This is a genomic window from Streptomyces sp. NPDC048171, assembly GCF_043202655.1.
GTDB lineage: Bacteria > Actinomycetota > Actinomycetes > Streptomycetales > Streptomycetaceae > Streptomyces.
This window is the reverse complement of the sequence record NZ_JBIDAU010000015.1, coordinates 101,809-116,255: the sequence shown is the minus strand read 5'-3', so window position 1 is coordinate 116,255 and position 14,447 is coordinate 101,809. Positions and strand designations below refer to the sequence as shown.

The following is a 14,447-nucleotide window of genomic DNA, read 5'->3' as shown; positions in this document are numbered from 1 at the left end:
GCGCGGGGTCAGGGCGAGTGGAACGGCAGCCCGGCGTCGGCCACCAGCTCCAGGTCTTCCGTCTCCTCGGCGGGCAGCAGCGTCGCCGTGCCGTCGGTGACCGGGACGACGCCCAGGTCCAGCAGCTCGGCCATGGCGGCGCTGCCCGCCATGTCGCGCACCTGGAGCTGGTACCGCGCGGTCGTGCGGTAGGTGCCGCCGCTGTCGTCGCCGGTGCGCTGGAGGAAGCCGGACTCGGTGAGGAACGCGGCGGCCTTGCCGACGATGCCGGTGGTGGAGCCGGGGAGCCTACGGGCGTCCTTGGTGGCGCCGGTGGAACTGCGTCTGGCCCAGATCCGCCAGGCGGCCTCCAGGCCGGGGGCGTCGGTGGCCGGGTCGGTGTTCTCGCCCTGCTCGTCGGCGCGCTCCTCCAGCCGGCGGCAGGCCTGGCGGACGAAGGCGTCCACGCCGTTGACCGTGACGCGGCCGATGTAGCCGTCGTCGGCGAGGTCCTCGGGGCGCGGGTAGGCCATGGCGGCGAGCGCGAGGTGGGCGAGGCCGTGCAGGAAGCGGTCGCCGGAGTCGGTGGCGGCGCGGCGCGCGTAGTCGCCCATGCGGACGGCGAACACCGAGTCCTCGGCGGCGGTGACGGCCATCCCCGCGCGCGGGGAGACTTCCAGCACGATCAGTCCGAGGCCTGCCGCGACGGCGTCGGCGAGACGCGCGAAGGGCGGGTCCTCGCGGTACCGGCGCAGCAGGTCGGCGTACTCCTGGTCGCGGGCGGGCAGCAGCTTGGGCTGGAGGCCGAAGGAGACGAGCCGCGCCGCGTCGGCGGCGTCGGCGGGCGTGACGGCCGCGGTGGCCGGCGCGGCACCCGCCTCCGGTTCGCTCCGGTCGACGTGCTCGGTCACGGTCGGTTCTCCTTGCTGTGCCGGCGCTCGTTGCCGTGCCGGCACTCGTGTTGTTCGGATCGTCGGGGCGTATGGCGGTGGCGGGTGTGGCGGGGGGAGACGGTCATGCCGCCTCCGTGCGGGCGGCGGCCATGCCCGCCGCGTCCAGCAGCGCGGTGCCGACGATGAGGTCGGCGCCGCCGAACTCGTGGTCGTCGAGCTCGGTGCCGTCGTCCACGGCGAACAGCAGCTTCGGCTCGCCCTGCCGGTACGCGGTGCCGACCGGCGGGCTGGCCGCGTGCACGGCCAGCAGGGCGACGAGGTAGGGCAGTTCGGGGTCCTGGGCGCGGGCGTCCGCCAGCAGTCCCGACAGCCGGCGCGGGGCGTCGTGCGGGAGGTCGAGCAGCTCCATGGCGGCCGCGAGCTGCTCCTCGCTGAAACGGCTGTCGTCCGGGGTGGCGATCAGGTCGGGTTCGGGCATCTCGGCGCCCAGGTGCTCCCGCTCCACCGGCGGGGTCAGGAGTATGTCGACGAGGTCGCCGACCCGGACGGAGACGGGCGTGCGCAGTCCGGTGCCGCGGGCGAAGAAGGCGTCGGTGACGCGCAGCGCCCGCTCCAGGGGCAACGGCAGGACGGGGGCGACCAGATGGCCGTAGAGATCGAGGCCGGAGGTGGTCAGGGGCGTGGCGAAGGCCTGCCGGTCCTGTTCGGCGCGGAAGAGCGGGCCGGCCTCCAGGAGGCGGGACTGGAGCTGCGTGTGGCGGCGGATGCAGTCCTTGACGATGTCGACCAGCTCGGCCGCGCGGCGCTTGTGCTCCTGGTCCTCGGACTCGTCGCGGGCCTTGCGGATGTTGGTGAGGATCGCGTTCTCGTGGCGGTACCGGTCGGCGACGTGGTCCAGGGCCTCGGCGATCATGTCGGGGACGGCGCTCAGCCAGTCCACCGCCCGGACGTTGCGCCGGGTGGCGTCCAGGGCGCGGCGCAGGGTCTCGGAGTACTGCACGGTCCGGTACCGGGCCTGCTCGGCGGCGAGCTGGGCGTCGGCGAGGCGGCCCCGGCTGATCAGCACCTCGAGCTTGACCTCGGCGGCGATCTGGGCGCTGGTGACGTCGGTGTCCAGGGCGCCGACCAGGACGTTGACCGCCTCGTCCGTGGTGCGCAGGTAGACGGTGCCGCCGGGGCCGGGGACCTCTTCCAGGAGCTTGAAGTCGTAGTCCCGGCGGACGTAGGTACCGTCCGGTCCGAAGGTGCCGTAGACCGCGCGGAAGCCGCGGTCGACGCTGCCGACGTTGATCAGGTTCTCCAGGACCCAGCGGGCCACCCGCTCGTGCTCGGCGGCGGGGCGGCGCGGGGCCTGGGCGGCGACGCGCGGGATCAACCTGGCCACTATCTGGTCGTGGTCGGCGCCGGTGTCGAAGTCCATGTTCAGCGTGACGAGGTCGATGGCGGCGAGGGCGACCTCGGCCATGCCGTACACCGAGTACTCGCCCGCGAGGTTGGCCTTGCGGGCGTCCAGGTCGTGCAGCGGCGCCGTGCAGGCGAGCGCGCGCAGCCGCCGCGCCAGTCCCTCGTCGGCGGCCGGGCCCGGGGCAGGGCGCGGCCCCGCGCTGAGCTGGGGCGGAACGCTGTCCGTCGGTGCAGGCGAAGTCACGGTGCACAGACTAGGTCCTCGGTCTGACATCGACCCAAACGACGCAGATGCGCCCCGGCACGGCGGGCCGCCGGCCGCGGGGACCACCCGGGGGCGTGGCCGGTGCCGCCGGGTCGGGGCGGCGGGCACCGGACCTAGGGGGTGTCGTCCCCGACCCTCCGCAGGTAGACCTCCACGACGCGCTTGAGGGAGTTGTCGAGGTAGACCGCGAGCAGCCGCTCCGCCGTCTCCCGCTCGCCGTTCTCCAGGGCCGTCAGGAGCTCCGCGTTCCGTGCGATGTACGGCTCGTGCAGGCGCCGGGGGTCGTCCACGACGTGGAAGGCGAGGCGGAGTTCGGCGAAGACGCTGCGCATCAGTTCGTCGGTGCGTTCGCTGCCGGCGAGGGCGACCAGTTCCCGGTGGAAGTGGATGTTGGCCGTACCGACGGCTTTCCAGTCACCTTCGCGGGCCGAACGGCGCCCGTCCTCGACGGCCTCGGCGAGCCCTTCGAGGGCGTACGGGGGCTCGCCGAGGCCGCGTACGACCGCGCACTCGACGAGGGAGCGGGTGCGGTAGATGTCCTCGACGTCCTCGACGGTCAGGACCCGGACGAAGACGCCCCGGTTCAGCTCGTGGACGAGCAGGCGCTCGTGCGTGAGCAGCCGGAACGACTCGCGCAGGGTGTTGCGGGAGACGCCGAGGGCGCCGCCGATGCTGTCCTCCGACAGCCGGGTCCCGGGCGGGAAGTAGCCCTCGGCGATCCGGCTCCTGAGGATGTCCGAGACCCGCTCGGCGGTGCTGGTGCGGCCCAGGAGGGCGCGGTCGTCGGCCAGTCCCGTCAACTGCTCTGCCATGCCCGGAATTCAATCGCAGATACCAGAACGAAACAACAGGGGTATTGAGGGATCGTTGAACGATCCCCTACGGTGCCAGGAAGTGCACGCACCCTCCGTCCTCCCCCTGCGAGGTGCCCATGAGCACAACCCCTCCCCCACGGGCCCTGTCCACCGAGGCACGTCCCGGCACGGATGAACACACCACGGACGACGGCCCGTTCGGCTGGCTGCGCGCCCTCGGCCCGCGGGGCCGCCGCGCCTTCGGCGGCGCGTTCGGCGGGTACGCCCTCGACTCCTACGACTACTTCACGCTGCCGCTCACCATGGTGGCGCTGGCCGCGTACTTCGGCCTGGACAGCGGCCAGACCGGCCTGCTCACGACGGTCACCCTGGTCGTCTCGGCGATCGGCGGCGCCCTCGCGGGCGTCCTGGCGGACCGCGTCGGCCGGGTCAAGGCACTGCTGCTCACCGTGATCACCTACGCCGTGTTCACGGTGGCCTGCGGTTTCGCCCCCAACTACGAGACGCTGCTGGTCTTCCGCGCCCTCCAGGGGCTCGGCTTCGGCGGTGAGTGGGCGGTCGGCGCGATCCTGGTGGCCGAGTACGCGAGTGCCAAGCACCGCGGCCGTACCCTCGGCGCGATCCAGAGCTCCTGGGCCGTGGGCTGGGGGCTCGCGGTGGTCGTGTACACGCTGGTGTTCTCGCTGGTCGGCGACGATCTCGCCTGGCGTGTCATGTTCTGGACGGGTGCGCTGCCGGCGCTCCTCGTGGTCTGGGTCAGGCGCAGCGTCCACGACGCGCCGAAGGCCACCGAGATCCGGGAGCAGGGCGCGAGCAAGGGCTCCTTCGCGGCGATCTTCAAGCCCGGTACGGCGGACGCGCCCGGCCTGCTGCGCGTCACGCTCTTCGCCAGCCTGCTCTCCACCGGCGTCCAGGGCGGCTACTACACCCTCGCCACCTGGGTGCCGACCTATCTGAAGGACGAACGGGACCTGTCGGTCGTCGGCACCGGCGGCTATCTGACCTTCCTCATCTCGGGCGCCTTCATCGGCTACCTCACCGGCGGCTGGCTCACGGACGTGCTGGGCCGCAAACGCAACATCTGGCTATTCGCCCTGCTGTCGGCGGTCTGCATCCTGGCGTACGCCAACATCCCCGACGGGGCCAACACCCTGCTCCTGGTGCTCGGTTTCCCGCTCGGCTTCTGCATGTCGGCCATCTTCAGCGGCTTCGGCTCCTATCTGAGCGAGCTGTATCCGACGGCGGCACGCGGCGCGGGCCAGGGCTTCACGTACAACACCGGACGCGCCGTGGGCGCCGTCTTCCCGACCACGGTCGGCTTCCTGGCCGACAGCTGGGGCGTGGGCGGCGCGCTGGTCTTCGGTGCCATCGGCTACGGCATCGCGGCGCTGGCCCTGCTGTGGCTGCCGGAGACGCGCGGAAAGGAACTGGCGTGAACCACTCACCGCACGTGGCCGAGGACCGGCCGCTCGCCCTCGTCGAAGGGCACGCGCACGCGTGGAGCCCGAAAACCGCCCGCTCCCGCTTCCGGGAGGGGCTGGCCGGCCCCACGGCCGGGGTCGCGGCGGGCCACACCCAGGCCAACCTGATCTCGGTGCCCGCCGACTGGGCGTACGACATGCTGCTGTTCTGCACCCGCAACCCGCAGCCCTGCCCGGTGCTCGACGTCACCGACGCCGGGTCCTGGACCACCGTGCTCGCCGACGGCGCGGACCTCCGCACCGATCTGCCGCGCTACCGGGTGTGGCGGGACGGCGAGCTGGTGGAGGAGCCGACGGACGTGCGGGCGCACTGGCGGGACGATCTGGTGACGTTCCTGATCGGGTGCAGCTTCACCTTCGAGTGGGCGCTGGTCTCGGCGGGCGTCCCGATCCGGCACGTCGAGCAGGGCCGCAACGTCCCGATGTACGTCACCACGCGTCAGTGCCGTCCGGCGGGGCGGCTGCACGGCCCGATGGTGGTGTCGATGCGCCCCGTGCCGCCCGCGCACCTGTCGGCGGCGATCCACGAGACCAGCCTGCTTCCCGCGGTGCACGGCAGCCCGGTGCACTGCGGTGACCCGTCGGCGCTCGGCATCGAGGACCTGGGCCGGCCGGACTTCGGCGACGCGGTGGACGCCGAGCCGGACGACATCCCGGTGTTCTGGGCCTGCGGGGTGACCCCTCAGGCGGCCGTCATGGCCTCGCGGCCGCCGTTCGCCGTGACCCACGCGCCGGGGCAGATGTTCCTCACCGACGCGCGCGACGAGCAGTACCGCGTCGCCTGACCCGGGGCGCCCCCGCGGGCGCCCGAGAGCGGAGACACTGGAGACATGACCTCGATCGACCTCAACGCCGACCTCGGCGAGGGCTTCGGCCGCTGGCGGCTCACCGACGACGAGGGCCTGCTCTCCGTCGTCACCAGCGCCAACGTCGCGTGCGGGTTCCACGCCGGCGACCCGGCCACCATGCGGCGGGTGTGCGAGCTGGCGGCCGAGCGGGGCGTGACGGTCGGCGCCCAGGTCTCCTACCGGGACCTGGCCGGATTCGGACGGCGCGCCATGGACGTGCCGCCCGCCGAGCTGGCGGCGGAGGTGGCCTACCAGATCGGCGCCCTGGAGGTCTTCGCCCGCGCGGCGGGCACGCGCGTGGCGTACGTCAAACCGCACGGCGCCCTCTACAACCGGGTGGTCCGGGACGAGGAGCAGGCGGCGGCGGTCGTCGACGGCGTGCTCCTGGCGGGCGGCGCGCTGCCCGTTCTCGGGCTGCCCGGCTCGCGTGTCCTTGAGCGGGCCGGGGAGGCGGGACTGCCCGCCGTGCCGGAGGCCTTCGCGGACCGGGCGTACACCGACCGGGCCACGCTGGTGCCGCGCGGGCAGGAGGGCGCGGTGGTCACCGAACCCGACTCCGTCGTGGCACGCTCCGTGGAGCTGGCCCGCTCCGGCACGGTCACCGCCCGGTCGGGGGCGGTCGTCGCGGTCCGCGCGCGCTCCCTGTGCGTGCACGGCGACACGCCCGGCGCGGTGGACCTGGCCCGCCGGGTACGGGAGCGGCTGGAGGCGTCGGGCGTCCTGGTGGAGGCCTTCGCATGAACGTGCTGCCGGTCGGCGACGACGCCCTGCTGGTCGAGGTCGCCTCGGGCGAGGAGGCGGAGGCGCTCCGCGCGGAGCTGCTGCGGCGCCGCGCGGAGGGCACGCTGGCCGCGCGGGAGATCGTCCCGGCGGCCCGCACCGTCCTGCTGGACGGTGTCGCGGACCGGGCCCGGCTCGCGGCCGAACTGACCGCCGCCGAGGTTCCGCCGGCTCCCCCGCGCGCGGGGCAGGTCGTCGAGATCCCGGTCCGCTACGACGGCCCGGACCTGGCCGACGTGGGCGCGCACTGGGGAGTGGCGCCGCGGGAGGTGGCGCGCATCCACGCGGACACCGAGTTCCGGGTCGCCTTCTGCGGGTTCGCGCCCGGCTTCGGCTATCTGACCGGCCTCCCGGCGCGGTACGACGTGCCGCGCCGGGACACCCCACGCACGGCCGTCCCGGCCGGTTCGGTGGCGCTGGCCGGCCCCTACACGGGCGTGTACCCGCGATCGTCGCCCGGCGGCTGGCAGTTGATCGGCACCACGGACGCCGTGCTGTGGGACCACACACGCGTGCCCGCGGCACTGCTGTCGCCCGGCACGCGCGTCCGCTTCGTCCCCGAAGGACCCGGGGCACCGCGAGCACCCCAGGCGCTACGGGAACCCCAGGCACCGGAAACACCCCAGACGCCCCCGGACTCCGAAGGCCCCCGACAGACCCACGATCGGCAGGCCGGCTCATGACGGACCGTGCGCTCGCCGTCGTCCGGGCCGGGGCCCTCACCACCGTGCAGGACCGGGGCCGCCCCGGTCACGCACACCTCGGCGTCCCCCGTTCCGGGGCGCTCGACGCGCCCGCGGCCGCCCTGGTCAACCGTCTGGTCGGCAATCCGCCCGAGGCGGCCGTCCTGGAGACCACCCTCACGGGCTGCGCCCTGCGCCCCCGGTGCGCGGTGACCGTGGCGGTCGGTGGCGCGCCCTGCCCGGTGACGGTGGACGGGAGACCGGCCTCCTGGGGCGCGCCGGTCGGTGTGCCGGCGGGCGCGCTGCTCGACGTGGGGCCGGCCGGCTCCGGCGTCCGCTCCTACGTGGCCGTCTCGGGCGGCGTCCTGGCCGAGCAGGTGCTCGGCAGCCGCTCCACCGACCTGCTGTCCGGCCTCGGACCGCCGCCCCTCTCCGACGGCATGGTGCTCGCCCTGGGGCGGCCGCGCGGGCGGCACGCGTGTGTGGACGTCGCCCCGCAGCCGGCGCCGCCGGCGGAGCTGATCCTGCGGGTGACGCCGGGCCCGCGCGCGGACTGGTTCACGCCCGAGGCGGTACGGACGTTCACCTCGCGCGCGTACCGAGTGTCGGCCGCGAGCAACCGCATCGGACTGCGCGTCGAGGGACCCCCGCTGGAGCGTGCCCGCGCGGGCGAACTGCCCAGCGAGGGCATGGTGCTGGGCGCGGTCCAGGTGCCCCCGGACGGCCGGCCCGTGGTGTTCCTGGCCGACCATCCGACGACCGGTGGCTATCCGGTGATCGGCGTCGTCCGCTCCCGCGACCTCCCGGCCGCGGCCCAGGCGGTGCCGGGGACCCCGGTGCGGTTCGTAGAGGTACGCGAGCGCTGACGCGCGGGCCGAGGTGCGCCCGGCACCGGACGCCGCTCCCCGTCGCCAGCCGGTGGCGGCTCTCAGACCGCCTCCGCCTCCCGTCCGCCGTTCGACGACAGCGCCGCGAGCGCGGCGGTGACCGCGGCGGACGTGCGCAGGTCGAGCCGGGGACCCCGGTGCGGTTCGTGGCGGTACGCGAGCGCTGACGCGCGGCGGCCGAGGTGCGCCCGGCACCGGACGCCCCTCCCTGTCGCCTGCCGGTGGCTGTTGTCAGGCCGCCTCCGCCTCCCGTCCGCCGTTCGACGAGAGCGCCGCGAGGGCGGCGGTGACCGCGGCGGACGTGCGCAGGTCGAGCCGGGGACCCCGGTGCGGTTCGTGGCGGTACGCGAGCGCTGACGCGCGGGAGCCGAGGTGCGCCCGGCACCGGACGCCGCTCCCCGTCGCCAGCCGGTGGCGGCTCTCAGGCCGCCTCCGCCTCCCGTCCGCCGTTCGACGACAGCGCCGCGAGCGCGGCGGTGACCGCGGCGGACGTGCGCAGGTCGAGCCGGGCGCTCGTCCCGCGCGCGTGGTGGCGCAGTTCGCCGGCGGCCAGCGTCAGCAGTTGGGGCAGCAGGTCGGTGCAGCGCCGGGCCGCCCAGCCGGTGCCCGCGGTGGCCAGCCACCACAGGCTCGCCGCCCGGGTGGGGGCGGCGAACTCGTTGTCGGGCGAGGGTGCGGGACCGGTGGCGACGCCGCGCTCGGCGAGCAGCGCGTGGAAGCGCAGGGCCAGCTGGCGGTGGCCCCGCTCGCCGGGATGCAGCCGGTCCACGCTCCACATCGAGCGGTCCGTGGTCCAGCCGCCCTCGCAGGCGTGCAGGTGCACGGCCCCGTACCGGTCGGACAGGGCGTGCACCACGGCGTTGACCGCCCGTTGCCGCCGGGCCAGTGGACGGGCGAGCGCGTCCGGCAGCCCGAGCATCGTCCCGGGGTCCGGCAGACACGCCGTGAGCAGCAGCGCGCCGCGCCCGGTGCAGGCGGCGTACACCGTGTCGAGGCGGGCGGCGACCGCCCCGAGGTCGAAGGTGCGGCGCAGGGTGTCGTTGACGCCGACGACGACGGAGACGAGGTCGGGGCGGAGGGCGAGGCCGGCCGGCAGTTGCCGCTCGGCCACGTCGACGGTCTGCGCGCCGCTGCGGGCAAGGTTGGTGAAGAGGACGGGCTGCTCGGCGAGGCCGGTGGCGAGCAGCGCGGCCCAGCCCCGCCACCCGTGCCCCACCGGGTCGCCCACACCCTCGGTCAGCGAGTCGCCGAGCGCCACGAAGCGGAGGCGTCTCATGACACGGTCTCCGGCAGCGCGGGGCGGGTGGGGACGGACGCGTCGTGCGCGGCGAGGAACGCCTCGACCGCCGTGTCCCAGCCGAAGCACTCGGCACGCGCACGTGCCGTCCCGCGGCGGTCCGCCTCCCGGCGTCCGAGCAGTGACTCCACGGCGTCCGCGAAGGCCTCCCCGTGGTCGGCGGCGACGGCCCCGGCGGAGCCGATCACCTCGGGCAGCGCCGACGACGCGCTCGCGACCACGGGTGTGCCGCAGGCCATCGCCTCCAGCGCGGCGAGCCCGAAGGTCTCGGCCGGTCCGGGAGCCAGGCACACGTCGGCGGACGCCTGGAGCGCGCCCAGCTGTCCGGGGTCGGCGACGTGACCGAGGAAGGTCACCGGCAGCCCGCGCTCCCGTGCCCGCTGTTCGAGCCGCGCCCGCAGCGGTCCGTCACCGGCCACCACCAGCACCGCCCGGACTCCGCGCCGCCGGAGCGCGTCGAGGGCGTCGAGAGCCGTGCCGGGCCGCTTCTCGACGGACAGCCGGGAGCACGTCGCCAGCAGGACCTCGTCCCCGCGCGCGAAGCGGGCCCGCAGACGCGGGTCGCGCAGCGAAGGGTGCCGTCCGGCCAGGTCGACGCCGAGCGGGGCCCGTACGACGTTGCGGGCGCCGACGCGGACGAACTCCCGCTCGGCGAACTCCGTGGTGCACACCACGCGCGCGTAGGTGTGCGCCGTGCGGATGTTGAGCGCGTCGGCGGCGCGCCGGGCGGCCGGCTCGGGCAGGCCCCAGGTGCGCAGCACGCCGTCGGTGGTCTCGTGGGAGACCATCACGGCGGGGACCCTGGCGCGCCGGGCCCACCGGCCGGTCCAGCGCAGCGTGGTGCGGTCGGACACCTCCAGGCGGTCCGGTGCCAGGTCCGCCAGGAGGGCGCTCACGCGCCGCCTGTCGGTCAGGACGCGGTAGCCGCCGGTGCCGGGCAGGAGCGGCCCGGGGAGGGTGATCACCCGGCCCTGCTCGGTCTCCCGGTCGTCGGCGTGCTCGCCCGGGACGACGAGGACGGGGTCGTGTCCGGCCGCCCGGTATCCCCGGCCCAGCTCGCGCAGTGCGGTGCGCAGGCCGCCCGAGGCGGGTGCGACGAAGTTGGCGAGCCGGACGATCCGCAGTGCGTTCATGCCGCCGGCACCGCCTTCCGTGAGGCCAGCACGTCCCTGTAGTGCCCGATCAGGCGGTCGCCGACGGCCGCCCACGTGCGCCCCTCGACCTTCGCCCGGCCGGCCGCACCGTACGCGGCCCGCAGTGCGGGGTCCGCGGACAGCGACCACACCGCGTCCCGTACGGCGGCGGGGTCGCGCGGCGGCACCAGCAGGCCGGTGCTGCCGTGGGCCACCAGATCGAGCGGGCCGCCGGCCGCCGGGGCGACGACGGGCACGCCGCTGGCCATGGCCTCCTGGACGGTCTGGCAGAACGTCTCGAAGGGGCCGGTGTGCACGAAGACGTCCAGGGAGGCGAAGACGCGGGCAAGTTCCTCGCCGGTGCGGCGGCCGAGGAAGACGGCGCCGGGCAGCGCCTGTTCCAGGCCCGGCCGGCTGGGCCCGTCGCCGACGACCACCACGCGCACGCCCTCCAGGGCGCAGACACCGGACAGCAGCTCCACCTGCTTCTCGGGGGCGAGGCGGCCCACGTAGCCGACGATCAGCTCGCCGTTCGGGGCGAGCACGCGGCGCAGCTCCTCGTCGCGCCGGTCGGGCCGGAAGCGGACGGTGTCCACGCCGCGCGGCCACAGGCCGACCCGGGGCACGCCGTGTTCCCTCAGGTCGCGCAGGGCCGAACTGGAGGGGGCGAGGGTGAGGTCGGCGGCGGCGTGCACGGAGCGGATGCGGCGCCAGGCGGCCGCCTCACCCGCCCCCATGTAGGTGCGGGCGTAGCCGGCGAGATCGGTCTGGTAGACGGCCACGGCGGGCACACCGAGGCGGGCGGCGGCGGCCATGCCGCGGACACCGAGGACGAACGGGCCGGCCAGGTGGACGACGTCCGCGCGGTGTTCGGCGATGGCGGCCGCCACGCGCCGGCTGGGCAGGGCGACGCGGACCTGGGGGTAGCCGGGGAGGGGGAGGGAGGGGACGCGGACGAGCGGGCACGGAGCGGAGGCGTCCGCCGCGTGCCCGGCGGCGGTGGCCGGTGCGACGACGACGCATTCGTGACCGCGGTCGACGAGGTGCCGGGCGGTCTGCAGCGCGCAGTGGGCGACGCCGTTCACATCGGGGGGAAAGGATTCGGTCACGATGACGACACGCATACCGGTGTTGTCGCCGGACTGGACGTGCTCGCGTCAACGTCGATCTTTCCGGCCGGGAAACGTCCCATGAGCGTTGCCCGTGCACCCGGGCGAGTCGGCCGGCGGCCATGTCCGGCGGGCCCGAGTGCCATCCGTCGTTCACACGGGGACGGTGGCACCGGGCCGGGCACGGTCCGGTGCCACCGTCCCCGGGTCGTCTCACACGGCGGGCGCGTCGGGTCCGAAGCGGCTGCGTACGGCCGTCTGGACCTCGTCCTCCTCGGCCGGATCGGCGGCCAGCCTGCGCAGCCGTTCGACGACCCGGTTGTCGCCGGTCTCGGCGTGCCGGGCGGCGACCTCGCGGGTGGTCTCCTCGCAGTCCCACAGGCACTCGATGGCGAAGCCCGCGGCGAACGACGGGTCGGTGGCGGCCAGCGCACGGGCGGCCCGGCCACGCAGGTGGGAGGAGGCGGTCTCGCGGTAGATGTGGCGCAGCACGGGGGCGGCACAGGCGATGCCGAGGCGCCCGGTGCCGTCGACGAGGGTCCACAGGGTCGCCGCGTCGGGGCCTTCGCCGCGTACGGCCTCGCGCAGTGCGGCGAGGACGAGGTCGCGGTCCTGCGCCGCGCCCCGGCAGGCGAGCACACGTCCGGCGGCGGCGCCGAGGGCGTCGGGGCGGTGCACCCAGCCGCGGGCCCGGTCGACGGCCGCGAGGCTGCGCATCCGCTCGTAGGCGGCGACGGCGGCCTCGACGACCGGGGTCGGCCCGGTGGTCGCAGCCTCCTCGATCAGGTCGAGCACGTCGGGATCATTGGCGTCGGCGAGATAGTGCAGGGCGGTGCTGCGGGCGCCCTCGGTGCCGGACCGGGCGGCCTCGACGATCTCGGGCCGGTCCTCGGGGCCCGCGACGGCGGTGAGGCAGCGGGCGGCCGGCACGTGGAGCACGGCGCCGCGCTCGATGCCCTGCTCGGCCCACTCGAACACGGCCCGCACGCTCCAGCCCGGACGCGGGCCGGTGGGATTCATCTGCCGCTGCCAGCGGTCGAAGCTGCCCGTCTCGTGGGCGGCACGCACACGCGTGGCGATCGATTCGCGGGGATCGTCGGCCCACAGCCGCCAGGGCCGCGGTTCGAAGGCATCCCGCACGGCGACGGCCAGCTCGGCGTCGCCCTCGGGATCGCGCGGGAAACGCGCCAGCACGGGCGCGGCGAGGGCGCGCAGCCCCGCGTCGTCGTCGCGCAGCGCCAGCTCGTCCAGGGCCCACGCCCAGTTGACGCCGTGGGCGGCGTACCGGCGCAGCAGTTCGAGCGCGTCCAGCCTGCCGTAGGACGCGAGGTGCCCGAGGACGGCGAGGGCCAGCCCGGTGCGCGACTCGTCGGCGTCCAGGACGTCCTCGGGGTCGAAGAGGTGGGCCTCGATCGCGTCCAGCTCGCCGTTGAGGTCGAGGTAGAGGCGGGCGTAGTAGAGGGAGCGGTTCTCGACCTGCCAGTCGTGGCGGGGGTCGTGGAGAACGCAATGGTTCAGAGCCGCCAGCGCTTCGGGGCGCGGGGCGGTGAGCGCGTGCAGCGTGCCGTCGCCGCGACCCCGCTGAAGCAGGCCGAGCAGCGTACCGCTGGGCGCTATGACCGGATCGAACATGGGAAACAGCCTCACATCAAGCGTCGACGCAACCGGGAAACACGCGTTACCTGGCCGTGCGCCAACACGTCGGAGCGCCCGCCGTCTCTTGCTTGCTGAAGACCATGTTCCTGCCTCTCGTCGGTGGCCCTTGCGAGCCGTGTCACGGCCCGCGCGGTGCGGCAACACCTGCCCAGCCATCACGTCCGTGAACCACGTCGTCATGATGGCCCGGCGGTCACATCTGCCGCGACCGAAATTTCGGCGGCCTTGTACCGCCTCCCCCGTTTTCAGTGTTTTACCTGGTCAGAATGTGCGGATCGGATCCACGGAGGATCCGGGCCGACGTCCGGTCACTGGGCGCCGAAGAGCTCCAGCAGGTCCGTCCGGGCGAACATCCGCGCCGTGTCCACGGCCGACGGGGTGCCCGCGGCCGGGTCCGCTCCGGCCTCGAGAAGCGCCTTCGTCACTTCCGTCTCTCCCTTGAAGGCGGCTCCGGCGAGCGGGGTCTGACCCCGGTCGTTGACGCGGTCGGCGTCGGCGCCGCGGCCCAGCAGCGCGCGTACCGCGCCGGCGTGGCCGTGATAGGCGGCGAGCATGACGAGAGAGTCGCCGCGGTCGTTGGTGAGGTCGGCCGGAACACCGGCGTCCACATAGGCCACCAGCTCTTCGGTCCGCCCCTGCCGGGCCAGGTCGAAGATCTTGGTCGCCAGCTCCACGACCTCGGGGTCGGGGGCTTCACTCATCGGCCGGACCGCCTCTCACTGCGAACGTTGGGGACTGCGGGACTGCGCACACTGCCGGGGTACTTCCCGGGTACTGCCACGTACGGCGGCGAGCGGTGCCGCCGTACGAGTGAATCGCCAGGGTACTGGCTCGCGAAGCACTCATCCGGCCCAACAAACACGCCGCCAATCAGGGTGTTTCTGGCGAATTTCCCCCATTTGCACCTTTTATCGTATGGATACATGCTGTGAGCCTGGAAGTACTCATGGTGACTGTCCCCGTGAACCAGGAGAACTCACATGATCCTCTCGATCTCAGGCGTGGTCCTGCTCGGCATCGTCGTCTTCATCTTCTTCCGCAAGGACGGCCTCAAGGCCTCGCACGCGCTGGTCGCGGTCCTGTTCGGGTTCTATCTCGCGAGCACGGCCATCGCGCCGAGCATCAAGGCGGGCGGCGAGAGCCTGGCGGGCCTCCTAGGCGGAATCAAGTTCTGACGCCCCTCTCACCCACCCGACACCCCCCGTACGCACTTCCAG

14 protein-coding genes are annotated in these 14,447 nt (G+C 74.5%); 6 read left to right on the top strand and 8 right to left on the bottom strand.

Annotation, left to right across the window (positions count from 1 at the left end):
* Window positions 1-8: 8 nt before the first annotated feature.
* From ACGF3J_RS34580 to ACGF3J_RS34570, 3 genes are all read right to left on the bottom strand, one after another.
* Window positions 9-890 (bottom strand): hypothetical protein, encoded by an 882-nt coding sequence (locus ACGF3J_RS34580; protein WP_125490471.1) that lies wholly within the window; start codon window positions 888-890, stop codon window positions 9-11.
* Window positions 891-993: 103 nt separating this feature from the next.
* Window positions 994-2,520, bottom strand: coding sequence for a hypothetical protein (locus ACGF3J_RS34575; protein ID WP_234958217.1), 1,527 nt, complete (start codon window positions 2,518-2,520; stop codon window positions 994-996).
* Window positions 2,521-2,654: 134 nt separating this feature from the next.
* A complete protein-coding gene (locus tag ACGF3J_RS34570) occupies window positions 2,655-3,353 on the bottom strand; it encodes a GntR family transcriptional regulator (RefSeq protein WP_161327042.1) in 699 nt (232 codons plus the stop codon).
* Window positions 3,354-3,472: 119 nt separating this feature from the next.
* On the opposite strand from ACGF3J_RS34570, the gene ACGF3J_RS34565 reads away from it, so the two are divergent.
* Genes ACGF3J_RS34565 through ACGF3J_RS34545 form a run of 5 tightly spaced genes read left to right on the top strand, consistent with a single transcriptional unit; the run spans window position 3,473 to window position 8,014 of the window.
* Window positions 3,473-4,792, top strand: a complete 1,320-nt coding sequence (locus ACGF3J_RS34565) for an MFS transporter (protein WP_161327040.1) — start codon at window positions 3,473-3,475, stop codon at window positions 4,790-4,792.
* Window positions 4,789-5,622 carry a putative hydro-lyase gene (locus ACGF3J_RS34560; RefSeq protein ID WP_393855559.1) on the top strand — a complete coding sequence of 278 codons (834 nt, stop codon included), beginning with the start codon at window positions 4,789-4,791 and terminating at the stop codon, window positions 5,620-5,622. Before ACGF3J_RS34565 ends, ACGF3J_RS34560 begins: the two co-directional genes overlap by 4 nt.
* Window positions 5,623-5,667: 45 nt before the next feature.
* Window positions 5,668-6,426, top strand: coding sequence for a LamB/YcsF family protein (locus ACGF3J_RS34555; protein WP_393855558.1), 759 nt, complete (start codon window positions 5,668-5,670; stop codon window positions 6,424-6,426).
* Complete coding sequence (locus ACGF3J_RS34550) at window positions 6,423-7,148, top strand: allophanate hydrolase subunit 1 (RefSeq protein ID WP_393855557.1); 726 nt, start codon at window positions 6,423-6,425, stop codon at window positions 7,146-7,148. The genes ACGF3J_RS34555 and ACGF3J_RS34550 overlap by 4 nt, the downstream gene beginning before the upstream one ends.
* Entirely contained in the window at window positions 7,145-8,014 is an 870-nt protein-coding gene (locus ACGF3J_RS34545) for a biotin-dependent carboxyltransferase family protein (RefSeq protein WP_393855556.1), read from the top strand. Before ACGF3J_RS34550 ends, ACGF3J_RS34545 begins: the two co-directional genes overlap by 4 nt.
* A 442-nt stretch (window positions 8,015-8,456) precedes the next feature.
* Here the strand turns inward: ACGF3J_RS34545 and ACGF3J_RS34540 are convergent, their stop codons facing one another.
* From ACGF3J_RS34540 to ACGF3J_RS34520, 5 genes are all read right to left on the bottom strand, one after another.
* On the bottom strand, window positions 8,457-9,311 hold the full coding sequence (locus ACGF3J_RS34540; RefSeq protein ID WP_393855555.1) for an SGNH/GDSL hydrolase family protein: 855 nt from the start codon (window positions 9,309-9,311) through the stop codon (window positions 8,457-8,459).
* Complete coding sequence (locus tag ACGF3J_RS34535) at window positions 9,308-10,465, bottom strand: glycosyltransferase (protein WP_393855554.1); 1,158 nt, start codon at window positions 10,463-10,465, stop codon at window positions 9,308-9,310. The genes ACGF3J_RS34540 and ACGF3J_RS34535 overlap by 4 nt, the downstream gene beginning before the upstream one ends.
* A complete protein-coding gene (locus ACGF3J_RS34530; protein WP_161330453.1) occupies window positions 10,462-11,589 on the bottom strand; it encodes a glycosyltransferase family 1 protein in 1,128 nt (375 codons plus the stop codon). The genes ACGF3J_RS34535 and ACGF3J_RS34530 overlap by 4 nt, the downstream gene beginning before the upstream one ends.
* A 198-nt stretch (window positions 11,590-11,787) precedes the next feature.
* Complete coding sequence (locus ACGF3J_RS34525) at window positions 11,788-13,206, bottom strand: HEAT repeat domain-containing protein (RefSeq protein ID WP_161330454.1); 1,419 nt, start codon at window positions 13,204-13,206, stop codon at window positions 11,788-11,790.
* A 332-nt stretch (window positions 13,207-13,538) separates the two neighbouring features.
* A complete protein-coding gene (locus ACGF3J_RS34520; RefSeq protein WP_161330455.1) occupies window positions 13,539-13,931 on the bottom strand; it encodes an ankyrin repeat domain-containing protein in 393 nt (130 codons plus the stop codon).
* Window positions 13,932-14,210: 279 nt separating this feature from the next.
* Here ACGF3J_RS34520 and ACGF3J_RS34515 point away from each other — a divergent pair, with 279 nt between their 5' ends.
* Complete coding sequence (locus ACGF3J_RS34515) at window positions 14,211-14,405, top strand: hypothetical protein (RefSeq protein ID WP_003977410.1); 195 nt, start codon at window positions 14,211-14,213, stop codon at window positions 14,403-14,405.
* The last annotated feature ends 42 nt before the right edge of the window (window positions 14,406-14,447 follow it).